This window comes from Acidicapsa ligni, assembly GCF_025685655.1.
Taxonomy (GTDB): domain Bacteria; phylum Acidobacteriota; class Terriglobia; order Terriglobales; family Acidobacteriaceae; genus Acidicapsa; species Acidicapsa ligni.
The window spans coordinates 170,688-185,491 of record NZ_JAGSYG010000001.1; the positions used below are offsets into that span (position 1 = coordinate 170,688).

Annotated in this window: 11 protein-coding genes; 3 read left to right on the top strand and 8 right to left on the bottom strand. The window is 57.1% G+C overall.

The window, feature by feature from the left end:
• Positions 1-3: 3 nt before the first annotated feature.
• From OHL19_RS00675 to rocF, 3 genes are all read right to left on the bottom strand, one after another.
• Positions 4-501, bottom strand: coding sequence for a hypothetical protein (locus tag OHL19_RS00675; RefSeq protein ID WP_263355652.1), 498 nt, complete (start codon positions 499-501; stop codon positions 4-6).
• Positions 502-660: 159 nt separating this feature from the next.
• Positions 661-1,803, bottom strand: coding sequence for a D-alanine--D-alanine ligase family protein (locus OHL19_RS00680; RefSeq protein ID WP_263355653.1), 1,143 nt, complete (start codon positions 1,801-1,803; stop codon positions 661-663).
• A 167-nt stretch (positions 1,804-1,970) separates the two neighbouring features.
• Positions 1,971-3,035 carry an arginase gene (rocF, locus tag OHL19_RS00685; RefSeq protein ID WP_263355654.1) on the bottom strand — a complete coding sequence of 355 codons (1,065 nt, stop codon included), beginning with the start codon at positions 3,033-3,035 and terminating at the stop codon, positions 1,971-1,973.
• A 166-nt stretch (positions 3,036-3,201) separates the two neighbouring features.
• Between rocF and OHL19_RS00690 the strand changes: the two genes are divergently transcribed.
• Positions 3,202-5,670 (top strand): GGDEF domain-containing protein, encoded by a 2,469-nt coding sequence (locus OHL19_RS00690; RefSeq protein WP_263355655.1) that lies wholly within the window; start codon positions 3,202-3,204, stop codon positions 5,668-5,670.
• A 262-nt stretch (positions 5,671-5,932) separates the two neighbouring features.
• Here the strand turns inward: OHL19_RS00690 and rpoD are convergent, their stop codons facing one another.
• Both rpoD and OHL19_RS00700 read right to left on the bottom strand, forming a co-directional pair.
• Positions 5,933-7,615, bottom strand: coding sequence for an RNA polymerase sigma factor RpoD (gene rpoD / locus OHL19_RS00695; RefSeq protein WP_263356788.1), 1,683 nt, complete (start codon positions 7,613-7,615; stop codon positions 5,933-5,935).
• A 653-nt stretch (positions 7,616-8,268) separates the two neighbouring features.
• Positions 8,269-9,129, bottom strand: a complete 861-nt coding sequence (locus tag OHL19_RS00700; protein ID WP_263355656.1) for an NmrA family NAD(P)-binding protein — start codon at positions 9,127-9,129, stop codon at positions 8,269-8,271.
• A gap of 113 nt (positions 9,130-9,242) precedes the next feature.
• Between OHL19_RS00700 and OHL19_RS00705 the strand changes: the two genes are divergently transcribed.
• Positions 9,243-10,154 carry a LysR family transcriptional regulator gene (locus OHL19_RS00705; protein ID WP_263355657.1) on the top strand — a complete coding sequence of 304 codons (912 nt, stop codon included), beginning with the start codon at positions 9,243-9,245 and terminating at the stop codon, positions 10,152-10,154.
• A 15-nt stretch (positions 10,155-10,169) separates the two neighbouring features.
• On the opposite strand, the gene dnaG is transcribed toward OHL19_RS00705, so the two are convergent.
• Positions 10,170-11,927 (bottom strand): DNA primase, encoded by a 1,758-nt coding sequence (dnaG, locus tag OHL19_RS00710; RefSeq protein ID WP_263355658.1) that lies wholly within the window; start codon positions 11,925-11,927, stop codon positions 10,170-10,172.
• Positions 11,928-12,260: 333 nt separating this feature from the next.
• Complete coding sequence (locus OHL19_RS00715; RefSeq protein WP_263355659.1) at positions 12,261-12,656, bottom strand: VOC family protein; 396 nt, start codon at positions 12,654-12,656, stop codon at positions 12,261-12,263.
• Between the two features lie 47 nt (positions 12,657-12,703).
• Between OHL19_RS00715 and OHL19_RS00720 the strand changes: the two genes are divergently transcribed.
• On the top strand, positions 12,704-13,642 hold the full coding sequence (locus tag OHL19_RS00720; protein ID WP_263355660.1) for a DMT family transporter: 939 nt from the start codon (positions 12,704-12,706) through the stop codon (positions 13,640-13,642).
• Here OHL19_RS00720 and OHL19_RS00725 read toward each other — a convergent pair.
• Positions 13,626-14,786, bottom strand: a complete 1,161-nt coding sequence (locus tag OHL19_RS00725) for a nucleoside hydrolase (protein WP_263355661.1) — start codon at positions 14,784-14,786, stop codon at positions 13,626-13,628. The two genes, OHL19_RS00720 and OHL19_RS00725, sit on opposite strands and share 17 nt — an antisense overlap.
• Positions 14,787-14,804: the final 18 nt, after the last annotated feature.

Sequence of the window (14,804 nt, forward strand, 5' to 3'; positions counted from 1 at the left end):
TTACTAATCGATAGTCAGCTCTACCGGAGAGAAGCCCAGCGTATGGCCCTTAGGATCGTAAGCCAGGAAGAGCGGTTTACTCTTGCGGCCGTTGATCATCGAGCCAACGATGAGCGAGTTGCCCCATAGCTTGGTCACTACCACCTTATGGCTGGTGAAAGCGCCATAATCGTTGGCCGTGCTGTTCGGACCCCAGTCTGCCTGGAAGCGATCGAAATTGTAAGTCTTGAACTTCTCCGGATGGTGCTGCCATTCAGGATCGTCGACCCAGATACCGTAGGCCTTGGGCAGATTGTTATTCTCAACCGCAACCAGGAATTGCTGAGTCGTTCGCTGGCCAGTCCAGTAAGTAACCCACGTCCACGGATAGTCGATAGGGCGACCCACGATGAACCAGGCAGCCACGATCAGAATTACGAAGCCTGCAAGAAAAGCGTAGACCGTCTGAAGTCGGCGACGCGCTCGTGCAACGTCGTATTTGGGAGCGTCCATCAGGGTCATTGGGCTGGATTCCTCGGCGGTACTGGGTTCCGGTGCGGGCTGCTGCGTCGTCTATCCTTAGCTGCCTGTTCCTATTAGGTATAGACAACGCAGGGAAGCATTTTGTTCCCGACATCTGCGTTCACTCTGCTTCCCTGCTCTACTTCTCTGCTCTGCTTCCTATTTCGATGCCTCGAAAGTGAAGCTGGTCCGGCTGCGCTCATTGTGGCGTTCCAGGGCCAATTCGATAAGCGTTGTGATCAGGTCGGAGTAGCCGAGGCCAGTCGCCTGCCACAACTTGGGGTACATGCTGATGGCGGTGAACCCAGGCAGCGTATTCACTTCATTAAGATAGATGCGACGCTTGCCATCCGGCTCCATAAGGAAATCAACGCGGGCAAGACCAGCAAGATCGCAGGCGCGAAAAGCTTCGACAGCCATGGCGCGAATCTGCTTGGACTCCGCCGCCGTAAGCTTCGCGGGGATAACCGGCACAGAGCCGTCGCTGAGATACTTGGCCTCGTAATCATAGAACTCTTTGTCCGGAATGATTTCGCCGACCACGCTGGCCTTTGGATCGTCGTTGCCCAGGACAGCAACTTCGAGTTCGCGCGCCTTGCTGGTGGTACGGGATTTGCCGCTGCCGGTAACCCCCTGCTCGATGACGATCTTGCGGTCAAATCTCGCAGCCAGCTTCAGAGCCGGGCCGAGCTCCTTGCGATCGTGAGCCTTGCTGATACCAACCGAGGAGCCGAGATTTGCCGGCTTCACAAAAAGCGGATATTTAAGCGCCGACTCGATAAACGTAACAGTCTTGCGGGGAGATTTTTCCCACTCCGAACGCAGAACTGTCACATGCTTGACGATCGGCAACTTCGCCTGGGAAAAGAGACGCTTCATCACATCCTTGTCCATACCCGCCGAGGAGCCAAGAACCCCGGAGCCGACGTAAGCAATGTCCGCAAGTTCAAAAAGCCCCTGGATCGTGCCATCCTCACCAAATGTTCCATGAAGAACAGGAAAAACCACGTCAAGGCGACCCGTTCCGAGGCTGGCAGCGTCAGGAACAAGCGCCGCCACAGCGTCGGAAGGCCCTGCTGCTTCAGCCGCGTCAGCAGGCAACACCTCGATAGCCGCGCCTTCAAGCAAAGCCGCAGCATTGCCCTCCGTGAGCCAGCGGCCCGTCTTGGATATGCCGATAGGCACAACCTCGAATTTTTTACGGTCGATTGCTTTGAGAATTGAGGCTGCGGAGAGAAGAGATACTTCATGCTCGCCGCTGCGGCCACCGAAGAGAATGCCTACGCGCAGTTTCTTTGCCATGTCAGGTTTGATTCTAGCTGGCGAGGCAGTGCGTGCCATTGTAGGGAAAGGTACGTATGAGAAATGCATACAGCACTGTTAACTTGCCGCATCAATTCGCGCCGATCTTTTATATCCTCGGCGCTGCTCAAGCCTCTTCAGATAACACTCCACTCGATAACAATCACTCAAAGAATCTTTTTGCCGAAAACGCTACATGCCAGTTCCACAGCAAGATCGGCGGTGCGATTGCGATCATCGATTACAGGATTCACCTCGACGATTTCAAAGCTGAGCAGGCGACCGTGATCGGCAATGATTTCCATGGCCAGATGGGCTTCTCGGTACGTAGCTCCGCCTCGCACAGGAGTACCAACGCCCGGCGCGTCCTCCGGATCGATCCAATCCATGTCGAGCGAGATGTGATAACCCGCAGTGCCTCGGCTGGCGACTTCCAGCGCCTCTTCCATCACTGCACGCATCCCACGCTCGTCAATGTCGCGCATCGTGTAAACCTCTGCAATACCAGCGCGGCGGATATTTTCACGCTCGGCGGCATCAATGTCCCGCGCACCGACAATCACCGTATTCTCCGGCGCGATTTTGGGACTGTAGCCAAAAATCTGGCTAAGCGGCCCCAGCCCTGAATCCGGGTCAAGGCCCACCAGCGCTGCGAGCGGCATTCCATGAACATTGCCGGAAGGCGAAGTTTCCGGAGTATTGATGTCAGAGTGAGCATCCATCCAGATCACGCCGATCTTCTGGTTCTGGCGGCGATAGAACTCGGCTACCCCCGAAACAGATCCTGCGGCAAGGGAGTGATCCCCTCCCAGCACAAGCGGCGATTCTCCCGCTTCAAGGCTTTGGACAACCGCCTCTGCAGTACGCACACAGGTTTCTGCTATCTGCTGGATAAAGCGAGCGTTAGCAGCACCGATGCTCTGGGTTTCGGCGATTTCAACGCGGATATTGCCCCCGTCGGTGACTTGGTGGCCCAGGGCTTCGAGGCGCGCTTCAAGACCCGCAACGCGAACCGCAGACGGACCCATATCGACCCCGCGACGGCTGGCTCCAAGGTCGAGCGGCACACCCAGCACGCGGATTCTACGCGCAGGAAAAGATTGGAGCGGGCGGCGTGAGGAATAAGCCTGGACAATCCGTTCGCCGGATGGGCCCTGTGTGGATGAGCCGGGAGTTAATGGGCTCTGTGTGAATGGACCCTGTGTTACCGGTATTTCGATCGGGTAGGACATACAAAATCGCTCCGCAGGCCGTCATCCTATGATTCAGAAGAGTTACGGCAACGGCCTATTAGAGCAGATCCCTTTCCAAACTGGCAGGTCTCGGAAGGGAAACATGTACATCTAAGAGGTTATATCGATTTCTTTGTACAGATGCGATACTCACCTCGCAAACAAATTGATCCAGATTCTGTTTTTGAGCAGTGGGCAGCCGATGGAGCAGACGGGACTGCGAGAGCTTATTCAGAGCAGGCTGGTGACGGGGAACGCAGATCAAATCATGCGGAGAACGAGTTCCATCCTGATATGGCTATGCGTGGCCAGCGCAGCCGGTCTTTTGTTATTGGCCCCGCGCGCGGGGCTATGTGCGACGGAAAGTCGGGCCGTATTACGCACCATCCGACAAGTGGCTTCGCTCACCAATGAGCAGGCGGCGCGGGCGCTCCCGGTTGATCTGGAAGGAACCGTAACATTTATCCAACCGGAAGATCAGAGCCTATTCATCCAGGATGACGGCGTCGGCACATACGCAAGTTTTGCCAAGGACATAGGAATCAAGCCGGGAGACCGTGTTGCCGTAACCGGCGTGACGGATGCAAGTTTTCGCCCGGAAGTGACAGCAACCTCGGTTCGAATATTGACGCATGGCGCGCTGCCGGAGGCACTCCCCGCAAAGTTTGAAGATCTGATCCAATCGCGTCTGGACAGCCAATACGTGGCCGTCAGCGGACATGTTCTGGCGGCCGCCCTAGACCAGGAAGCGCCCGAGCCCGGGATGCGTATCCAGATCAAAGTAGGAGAAGGCCTCGTCGACGGGCGGGTTGCCCATCCCGGCGCGCTGCGAGCGGAAGATCTGCTGGATAGCGATATTCAGGTAAAAGGCGTAGCGGGCGGCAAGTTCGACAGCCGTATGCAGATGGCCGGCGTCTGGCTGGATATAAACTCAGCCAGCGAAGTAACGATCAAGCAACGCCCCACGGTCAGTCCGTGGAGTCTGCCCATGATCCCAATGGACGAGGTCATCTACGCCTATCGCTCCAGCAACGAGAGCCTGCGCGTCAGGATCTCGGGAACGCTGACCTACTACGAGCCAGGCGCCCTGGCCGTGGTGGAGCACGATGGTAAAGCGATCTTGGTTGAGACCAGCACCATGTTGCCCATGCATTCCGGCGACAACGTGGAAGCAACCGGCTTCCCTGAAATCGAAGATGAAAATGTACGCCTCAATCACGGCCAGCTAAGACTCCTGGCGCAGCGCGGCCTGGCAAAACCGGCTGTCATCGGATGGGAGAGCGCTTCGGCTGGCAAATTTGCCTACAACCTCGTGTCGATGGAGGGCGAGGTCGTTGCGATTGTGCAGGATTCCCGCACCGCAATGGTGATTCTGTGGTCCGAGGGGCATCTGTTTTCTGCAACGCTCCGCCACGACTCATCGGATGAGATATTGGCGGACAGCGACATGTCGACGCCGCTTAGCAGCAGAATTTCCGTCGGCAGTCGCGTACGAATTACAGGCGTGTGTTTTGTGGACGCCGGAAATCACTGGCGCGACCGAATGTGGTTCACCCTGCGCATGCGTTCGCTGAGTGACCTGGCGGTGCTGCAACAGCCATCGTGGTGGACCGTAACCCTGCTGGTGTACGTGGTCACCGTGCTGTTGGCCGTAATCCTCGTTGCGGTGGCGTGGCTCTGGCTGCTGCGCAGGCGAGTAAAACAGCAAACTGATGTCCTGGCGCGCAAAAGCGTAGAGGAAGCAGTACGCGAACGTCGGCTGGCGCGGCAGGAGCAACAGCGAAGTCATGTGCTGGAGCTGATCAACAGCACTGTCCCTCTGCCAGAAGTATTACGCGAGATTCGAACGATGGTTTCATCGCGGCTCGATGGAGCCTCCTGCTGGCTTGAATTGAATGGCGAAGCCGGAGTTACCCCCGACCTGGAGCGGCCGACCGGGCCAACCGTGGTCTTTCAGGAGCTGTTTGCTCCCGACGGCAGTTCCCTCGGACTCCTGTTGGCTACACCGCTGCTGCATGGTTCACCCGACATCGATATTTCCGCGGCATTGAGTGCCGGTGCTCGATTGGCAGAGTTAGCCATCGACACGCGCCGGCTGTATAACGACCTGCAACATCGCTCGGAGCATGACCTGCTGACCGATGTTCCCAATCGCTTCCGGATGGAAAAAGAACTCGATCAGCTGATGTTAAAGGCCAGCCGCGAAGGAGCAATCTTCGGAATGATCTATGTCGATCTGGATCACTTTAAACAAGTGAACGATCAACACGGTCATCGAGCCGGCGATCTCTACCTTCAAGAAGTTACACGACGCATGAAGTTGCAGCTTCGCAGCCAGGATGTGCTGGCGCGCATCGGCGGAGATGAGTTCATCGCACTGGTGCCCATCCTGCGCAGCCAGACAGATGCCGAGGAGATTGTAGTGCGCCTGGAACGGTGCTTTGACGAGCCATTTGATATCGAAGGATTCCAGATTTTCGGCTCCGCAAGCATTGGGCTTGCAGTCTATCCCGCCGATGGAACAACCAAGGAAGCCCTACAAAAATCAGCCGATGCCGCCATGTACACACACAAGGAAAGCAAGCGGCAACAGGAAAAACTTCTGGAAGCAATGCATCGAGCCGTCGATCGATAACCGGACCGATAAATTCGAGCGGCATAATTTGCACAGCATGATTCGGGCAGTAAGTTGCCCCACAAGTTATAGAGAGCTAACTACGTAGTAGCTCCACGCAGCTAAGACTTGGCCCTTGATGTAACAGCGATCCTTCAATTGGATTGTTGATGCACGAGGGCTTATTTATTTTTGCGTTCAATCGTCAAAGAAAAGAGCCGCAATCCCATAGGATTGCGGCTCTTCTTGTACTGCATTGACTGGTTGGTCTTACAGTTACCTCTTACAACTCTTTGACGCCTTCAACAAAGGCGCGAAGCTTGCGGCTGCGGCTTGGATGGCGCAGTTTACGCAGTGCCTTAGCTTCAATCTGGCGGATACGCTCACGCGTTACCTGGAAGCTCTGGCCAACCTCTTCCAGCGTATGCTCGGAGCCATCTTCGAGGCCAAAACGCATCTTGATCACGCGCTCTTCACGCGGGGTTAGAGTGCGCAGAACCTGCGAAGTGTACTCCTTGAGATTGACGCTGATAACCGCCTCGGAAGGCGACACAGCCTGGCGATCTTCGATGAAGTCGCCAAGATGAGAATCTTCCTCTTCGCCGATCGGGGTCTCAAGCGAGATAGGCTCCTGCGCAATCTTCAGCACCTTGCGCACCTTGGCGACAGGGATGTCCATACGACGGGCAATCTCTTCGCTTGAAGGCTCGCGTCCAAGCTCCTGCACCAACTGGCGGCTGGTGCGGATAAGCTTGTTGATCGTCTCGATCATGTGTACCGGGATACGGATCGTACGTGCCTGATCCGCAATCGCGCGGGTAATCGCCTGACGAATCCACCACGTGGCATAGGTCGAGAACTTGTAACCACGGCGGTATTCGAACTTGTCCACGGCCTTCATCAGGCCGATATTGCCTTCCTGAATAAGGTCGAGGAACTGCAGTCCGCGATTCGTGTACTTCTTCGCAATCGAAACGACAAGGCGCAGGTTGGCTTCAATCAGCTCGCGCTTGGCCTTCTCCGCGTCCATGTCGCCCTGGATCATTTCACGCTGGGTACGGCGCAGCTCGACGACCGTAACGCCCGCCTCATGCTCGATCTTTTCGAGATCGATGCGGCAGTTCTTTTCCTGGCGTTTGTAATCCTTCTTGAGCTCTTCGCTCTTGGAGGCGTCATGCTTCTGATCGAGCGACTTGATCTGCCGCTCAAGCGAACGCATGATTTCAACCGTCTTGTTTACCTTGTCGAGCAGGCGCTTGCGCTCCTGGCCCGTGTACTTAAGCTCGCGAACAATGCGCGAAATCAGCACCTTTTCGCGGGCGATCAACCAGCGAGTGTGGCGTGCATCCTTCGCCTTGGTCTTGGCAGCAAGTGTTTCGAGCTTTTCTTCCAGCAGCGCGATCTTCTTCTGGTGCTTGACCAGCGCATCAATGCGGCTGGCAGTTGCGCGAACGCGCGCCTGCACTACATCTTCAGTCAGCTCTTCTTCGTCGAAAAGAACGACTTCCTTCACGTTGCGGACACCGCGCTTGAGGTCTTCGCCCAGGGCCACGATCTCGCGAATAACTACGGGCGAGCGGGAGAGCGACTTCAGAACACGCAGTTGTCCACGCTCAATACGCTTGGCGATTTCGACTTCGCCTTCACGAGTGAGCAATGGCACCGTGCCCATCTCGCGCAGATACATGCGGACAGGGTCGTTGGTTTTTTCGAGGGTACCAGGAGTCAGATCCAGCTCGACATCTTCGCCATCTTCGGCGTCAAAGTCCTTGTCCCCAAACTTGGGGCCGTCAAGCAGATCGATACCCTGGGTACCAATCGTTGTGATCAGGTCATCCAGATCGTCGGCATTGTGCATATCGTCCGGCAACATGTCGTTCACGTCGCCGTAGGTCAGATAGCCTTTTTCTTTGCCCGAATCGATCAGGTTAGAAATATCGTCTTCGAATTTGTCTTCAATCGCCAAAGCGCTCACATCTCCTGCGCGAAAAAGTCTCGACTGCTCTTCGTTGTGACGCGACACCGGGTACGGTTTCCGATCATTTGCTGAAATTTTTCAGCAAAGATCTTTTTCCGCACAGGCAAATGCGTCTTACGCACAGCCCAAGGCGTCGCCCAACATCGTAAAGCGATGTCCGGTTGAGTTGCTCGGATCGGGATAGTAAGCGCAGTTGGCCAAGGTTGGCCTGCCCGCGAGCCGCAGCTCATCAGTGGGGCAGTGGAGCGCATATCCTTCAGAGAGTACCAGAATACCACAACGCACCTCCCGGATTAACAGCAAAAAGCCAGCAAAAGTCAAGTATTTTCGCTGGAGTATGGCCATTGCCCCGCTTTCGTGCGGTCCTGCTCTTGTTAATTAGATGTAATTCAAGCAGTTTTAGTTCCATGTCATTCGGGAAAAGTCCTTACGGAAAAGCCATTCGGGAAAAGTTATTCTGAAAAAGCTGCCGAATAGCCCTCACCCGCAATGCCGCTCTCGCAACACAACGCTACAGGCACACCAGTAGCGATTTTCACGAGAACGGCACTCTCCCGAACACCTTAAGGCACATAAAAGCAGCTTGATCCAACTCAATTGCGGGTTCATTGCTTGCTTTCCCCTGCTGCCAGTTCTGTTGCCTACTCCAGCACAAGCGAGCGCAGAACGGATTCGAGCGACGTTTCGCCTTTTCTGGAGTTGGCCTGACCACCGTCAAACTCAATCCAGCCTTCGTTGAAGCCATCGATCATGCGTATGCGGGGTGTCGGATTCTGCATGCCCTGCGAACGGAAAAGCGGCTCCCATGTCTCGCGGGGAACAACTTCGCTTCTCACCTCACGTCCCAGCACCTTCGCAAACGTCGCGGAGATTTCGTTCGGCGTAATGCGATGAGCGCTTTCGAGTTCAACTGTCCGAATGCCGCTCCACTCCTCCTGCAGCAGCTTTGCTGCCAACTTTCCGATATCCACTGTGGCAATCATCGGAAAAGTCTTGTCCAGCGGCTGCAGAAAGCTGCGTACCACGCCCTCATCACGCGCCGAGGCGACATCCCAACTGGAGTTTTCCATGAACCACGCTGCGCGCAGAAAGGTCACCGGCAACGGAAGCGTAGCCAGCGTATCTTCCATGACTCCCAGTATGTTGAGCAGGTTGGCATGTGGCGCCTTGGAGCCGATTGTCGACAAAACGACGACCTTGCCGGGTTTGGCCGCGACCAGGGCATCATAAACAGTCTTGATTTTTGCGCGGAAGTCATCAAAACCAGGCTCCGGATCATAGACCGGCGGGAAGAGAATAAACACGCCTTCTGCGCCTGAGAACGCACGAGTAAGCCCGGCAATATCATTCATGTCGGCAGTTGTGATCTCGCAGCCCTGTTCGAGCCATTGCTTGCCTTTGCCCTCGTCGCGCACTACGGCGCGGACCTGCTTGCCTGCCGCGAGCAGCGCACGGGCTGCATGGCCACCTACTTTTCCTGTAATTCCTGTAATTGCGAACATCTTGTCCTCCTTGTTGATTCGATCTGGCCGACTTGAAATATCGGCATTTATAGGATGTCCCGTATAGCGATAGAATTGATGCATGTTATTGCTATTACTCATGACAAAAATTCATGAATGAACAAAACGCCAATGCCCGCGTCCTGAGCGGTGTCAGTGTGCTCGCTGCAGTCGTTCGCACTGGCAGTTTTGTTCGCGCCGCGGAGACAGCCGGTCTGACGCAGTCCGCAGTAAGCCACTCGATTGCGCGGCTTGAGAGTCGTCTGGGCATTCGGCTGCTGCACCGGACGACACGCTCCGTCACGCTGACTACCGAGGGCCGCCGCTTCTATGAAACCGTGGAACCGCTGTTGACAGGCATTGACGACGCGGTGAGCGTTGCTTCCGGCTCGTCCGTGAGCGTCCGGGGGCATCTCCGCGTAAGCATCGATCCCATCTTTTCGCAATTGCTGATGGCGCCGAATCTTGGTCGATTTCTCGACCTGTATCCGGAGCTATCGCTGGAGTTGATCACGCGTGAATCGGCAGGCGACCTGGTGCGCGACGGTTTCGACCTGGCGGTGCGATTCGGTGAGCCGCAGAGTTCTTCGCTGGTAGCTCGCAAACTGCTTGAAACCCGCATCATCACGGTTGCCGCGCCAGAGTACATTGCGAAGCATGGAAGGCCGCTGAAGCCAAAGGATCTGAGCGACCATGATTGCATTCAGTTTCGCGATCCGATTACCAGTCAGCCCTTCCAGTGGGAGTTTCATCGAGGAAGCAAAATTGTCCACGTGAAAACCTCGGGACGGCTTCTGCTGAACCATGTCAGCACCATGCTGAGCGCATGCGCAGCAGGTGCCGGCATCGCGCAGGTGATGGCTTTGGGAGCGGAAGATTTGCTGCGAGATGGCCTGCTGATCGACCTGTTTCCCGATTGGCCGGATGAGACGTTTCCGCTCTATGCCTTTTATCCATCGCGGATGCTGCCACCGGCAAAGCAACGCGCGTTTCTGGATTTCGTGCTGGAAATTGCAAAGCGCTGAAGGATTCCTAAAACGTCAATCCTTGTGCAAATTGCGCAGTTCGCGGTCTACAGCCAGTTTGCGCTGGCTGAGGGCCGCAACTTCGGCAAAATCGCCGCGCCGTTCGGCTTCGCCGAGCAATGCCCGGAGCGCACGCTGCTCATTTTCAAGGCGGCTGTAATGCAGCCCACTGAGACAGTCGTGCACAGCAGACTCTTCTGGCGCTTCGCCCTCGGCCAGCAGCACCTGGGCGAGCAATGCGCGCTGGGCTGGGTCTTCAATAGCTGAGATGGGGTCTGGTGCCTTGGTTGCGGCAAGCGCAGCCATAGCGGGGAAAGTCGATAGGTGCTCGAACCACTCGGGATGTTCGAGGATGGCTTCGGAGGCTACCGGCCAGCAGGATTCGTGGGTAGCTAATGCACGCAGCAGGACGCGCTCTACTTCCGTGAGACCGGAGGTGCGGACTTCTACATGGTCGCGGCGGGTCAGCGCGGCCTGGCGAAGTTCTTCGCGGAGCACTGCGGAGTCGATGCCGAGTTTCTGGGCTGCATCGTGGGCAAACTGGTCGCGCTCCAGTTTCTCTGGAATGCGACGGATGTGCGGGAGCAGAAAGTTCATCGCCTTGATCTTGGAGTCCGCTCCAGCGCCGGGAAAACTCTGGCGTGCGCGGTCGATCAGGTAGTCGGATTGGCGGCGGGCTCCGCGGATAGCGGCTGCGTAGGCTTCCACGCCGCGCTCGCGGATGAAGCGGTCGGGGTCGAGGCCGCCGTCGAGCGTAACTACCTTGATGGTGAATCCCTCTTCGGTCAGCAGGCTGATGGACTTTTCGGCGGCGTTGGCTCCTGCTGTGTCGGGGTCGAAGTTGACCACTACGTTGGTGGTGTGGCGACGCAGGAGGTTGACCTGGTGTTCGGAGAAGGCTGTACCGCTGGTGGCGATTACGTTCTGAATGCCGCGCATGTAGACGGAGATGCAGTCCATCTGGCCTTCGACCAGAAGGGCGAATTCCATGGAGCGCATGGCGGATTTGGCTTTATCCAGATTGAAGAGGACTTGCTGCTTGGAAAAGAGCGGTGTTTCGGGAGAGTTGAGATATTTGGGCCCGGACTTTTCGCCTGCCTGATCTCCCTGCGCGAGAGTTCTGGCAGTGAAGGCGATCACTCGTCCGCTCTCGTTGGAGATGGGAAACATGACGCGTTTTCGGAAGCGGTCGTAAAGCCGGGATTCGCCTTCTTTTGCGCTGAATAATCCGGAGGCGCGGAGATTTTCTGCATCCGCCATCGGGGTGAGGCGTTCGCGGAGGGCATTGAAATTATCCGGGGCGTAGCCCAGCCGGAAGGTTTTGATGGCTTCAGGAGTGACGCCGCGGCCTGCGAGATATTCGCGGGCGAGGGCGCCGTCGGGGCTGCGGAGTTGCTCTTCGAAGAAGACGGTGGCGGCTTCATGGAGGTCGAGGAGTTTGCGGCGCTGGCTGGCTTCGGCGGCTTCCTCGGGGGAGTTGTATTCGCGCTTGGGCAGTGGGATTCCACACTTCTGGGCGACGATGCGGACGGACTCGGGGAAGCTGGCGTTTTCGATTTTTCCGACGAAGCTGAAGACGTCTCCGGACTGGCCGCAGCCGAAGCAGTGGTAGAACTGCCTTGCGGCGTGGACGGAGAAGGATGGGGATTTTTCTTTGTGGAATGGGCAGAGGCCGGAGTAGTTCTGGGCTCCGGCTTTGCGGAGGCGAATGTAGCCGCCGATGACTTTTACGATGTCGGCTTGCTGCTTTACGGTTTGGGCGAAGTCGGACACGCGATCTTTTTCAGGATAGAGCCTTGATGTGGTTTGCTTACGGTCTTTGGCGAATATATGACGAATCTTTGATGGTTTCCTGGGGGGAGGGGGCTATGTAGATTTTTTATGGGGTGGGGGGCGGACAGCGGATTCGCTTGGGGGTGGACGGTGAGGTGAGGGCAAGGGCAAAGGCAGAAGCAGATTCCCTTCGGGAATGACAAACAGAACGGCAAGGGCAACTGCAACAGCAACTGCAAGGGCAAGAGCAAGGGCAAGGCAAGGGCTGAGGCGAAGATGGATTAGGTTGATTTTGCGCTTTCTGGGGGTAATTTTCTGCAGATTTTTTGGGGGCTATGGGTTTTGTTGGAGGCTTAGGGTATTGCCGAAGGGGTCGGTGAACCAGGCGATTTGGGTTCCACCGGGGGCGGTCCAGATGGACAGTGGGTGGGAGTCGTTCATGCCGGGGTAGCGGGTGAAGGCTACGCCTGCGGCGGTCAGCTCTTTTACGGATGCCTCTATATCCGGAACGCTCCAGCCGAGGATGGTGAACTGTTGGGGTTTGAAGTCGCCGACGAAGGTCGCGCGAAGTATGGTGCCGTTCAAGTCGAAGATCAGGGCGAAGGGGCTTTGGTCTTCGATCAGGGTCAGGCCTAACTGATCGCGGTAGAAGGCGATGGCTTTGTCTTTGTCGTTGATGGGGACGAAGGCTACGTGGGGAATTGTGGAAAGCTTGAGAGAATCGGTCATGCAGTTCCTCCTCGAATTCGGCGAGACCAGCATATAGGAGAGTGACGTTGCAGGGTTCAAAGATTGCCGGGGCGAAAGTGAAGACGATGTCGGATCTGGGGGCGATCGGGTTTGCGCTGGCCGGGTTTACGTTCTGGGTGTTGACGGACACGATGGTGAAGTTCGTGGGACAGACGGGGCTGCCTCCGTATGAGGTGGTGGCGTTCCTGGGGCTGTCGATGGCGATTTTTCTGGGGGCGTATGCGTTGGTTCGAGGCGAGGCTCGAAGGCTGAAGCCGCATCGTCTGGACCGGCAACTGGGGCGGGCCTGCCTGGACATGTTGAACAATGTCTGCGTGGTGATTGCGCTGCGGCACCTGACGTTGACGCTCTTCTACATCCTGATTTTTTCGGCGCCGATTTTGATTACGCTGCTTTCGGCGGTGATTTTGCGCGAGGGGTTGGGGTGGCGCAGGGGGCTGGCGGTTGTGGTGGGATTCGCCGGGGTGGTGGTGGCGGTGCATCCGTGGGGCGGCGCTGGATTTGGCGGGGAGGGCGAGTGGATCGGCTTTGGCGCGTGTATGGTGTGTGTGACGTGCTTCTCGGTGAATATGGTGTGGTCGCGGGTGCTGACGCGGACGGAGACGCCGGAGAGCCTGGCGTTTTTTTCAGGGCTGGTGACGGCGACGGCAGGCTTTGGGATGATGCTGTTCCAGGCGGCTCCGCTGTCTGCTGTGCTGCTTGGGGAGCTGTTCGCGACGGGGATGTTTTGCGCGCTGGGGACGCTGTGTTTTTATATCGCGGTGAAGCATACTTCGGCGGCAAATGTTTCGCAGTACCACTACACGCAACTGGTGACGGGGACGCTGGTTTCGTACCTGGTGTGGCATACGCGGCCGGGGTCGTTTGTGCTGGCGGGTGGGGGGCTGATTCTGGCTTCGGGGTTGTATATTGCGGTCGGGGCTCGGCGGGCTGGGGCGGAGGTGCCGCTTAGTGAGGGGAGTTGAGGGGGACGGATGACTGTCTTGTCTGCGCGGACATCAGGTCTACGAACATCTTTTGGAATTTGGGTAGGTTTAGGTCTAGTTGAGCGTGGGCTTTTTGGGTTTCGGTTTGGGGATGGAGGGGGTCGGTCCAGGTCAGGGTGTTGCCGTAGCTGGGGCCGTGGGTCAGGTCTACATCCATATAGACGTACTTTTCTTTGGTGATGATGGTGGGGTCGAGCCAGGCGCAGGCGGTTAGTTCGTCCCAGAGGTAGTAGCGTTCCTGGGAGTATTTGGCGATGTATTGGGCGGCGGGGCTGTTGGATTTGCTGATCGCGGCCAGCATCTCGTCTGTGAAGCGGGCTTTGATGGAGACATCGACGGTGGTGACGTCGATGCGGGGCCAGTGGGCGCGCAGGACTATGTGGGTGGCTTCGGGATCGAACCAGAAGTTGAATTCGTGGCGGGGGCTTTCGGCGAATTCCGGGTCGTCGGTCTGGGGGTTGAGGCTGCCGCCCATGAGGACGATTCCCTGGGTGAGCGAGGCGAATTCCGGATCGATGCTGATGGCGAGTGCGATGTTGGTGAATGGGCCGGCGGCGAAGATGGTGACCTGGTGTGGGTGGGCGTGGACCTGACGGATGAGGAAGTGGACGGCGTCTTCTTCGATTGCGGTGGTGTGCGGGGCGCCCTCGGGCATAGGCGGAATTTCATAGGGACCGTGGGCCTGCTGGTAGATGACGGAGTCTTTGGGATGGGCGCCGGTGATGGTTGCGCCTTTTTCTTCGAGAGTGGTGGGGCCTCCGCCCCAGGCTCCGAGCCAGCTTACGTTGCCGTCGAGGGCGGCTTCGAGATGGGTCTCCTGCTGGGTGCGGACGAGGGGGAAGACTGCTCCTTTGGCTACGGGAACGTCGGTGCGGTTGATGAGTTCGAGCATGCGGAGGGTGTGTTGGGTTTCTTCGTCGCGCCAGGCGTTGCCGGTGACCATGGTGATGCCGAGGACCTGGACTTGCGGGGATTGAAGCAGGACCATCATGGCCATTTGATTGGAGCCGCCGGGGCCGGAGCCGTCCTGGTCGATCAGGACTAGTCGTTTTTGGGCATGGGCGAGGGTGGCTATAGATAGGGCCAGGGCTATGACTGGGATTCTTTTAAGAACGGAGGGCATGGGCGGTATTGTTGCATA